Origin of the sequence: Citrobacter sp. S55_ASV_140 (genome assembly GCF_018919505.1) — a bacterium.
Classification (GTDB): domain Bacteria; phylum Pseudomonadota; class Gammaproteobacteria; order Enterobacterales; family Enterobacteriaceae; genus Citrobacter; species Citrobacter werkmanii.
This window is the reverse complement of sequence record NZ_JAHLQZ010000437.1, coordinates 1-489: the sequence shown is the minus strand read 5'-3', so window position 1 is coordinate 489 and position 489 is coordinate 1. Positions and strand designations below refer to the sequence as shown.

The 489-nt window shown below is 53.8% G+C and carries 1 rRNA gene; it reads left to right on the top strand.

Annotated features, from left to right (window positions below):
- Nucleotides 1–489: ribosomal RNA gene (locus KQJ18_RS24920) — 23S ribosomal RNA — on the top strand; the annotation flags it as partial.

Below are 489 nucleotides of genomic sequence, written 5' to 3'. Positions count from 1 at the left end.
TAGTGATCCGGTGGTTCTGAATGGAAGGGCCATCGCTCAACGGATAAAAGGTACTCCGGGGATAACAGGCTGATACCGCCCAAGAGTTCATATCGACGGCGGTGTTTGGCACCTCGATGTCGGCTCATCACATCCTGGGGCTGAAGTAGGTCCCAAGGGTATGGCTGTTCGCCATTTAAAGTGGTACGCGAGCTGGGTTTAGAACGTCGTGAGACAGTTCGGTCCCTATCTGCCGTGGGCGCTGGAGAATTGAGGGGGGCTGCTCCTAGTACGAGAGGACCGGAGTGGACGCATCACTGGTGTTCGGGTTGTCATGCCAATGGCACTGCCCGGTAGCTAAATGCGGAAGAGATAAGTGCTGAAAGCATCTAAGCACGAAACTTGCCCCGAGATGAGTTCTCCCTGAGACTTTGAGTCTCCTGAAGGAACGTTGAAGACGACGACGTTGATAGGTCGGGTGTGTAAGTGTAGCGATACATTGAGCTAACC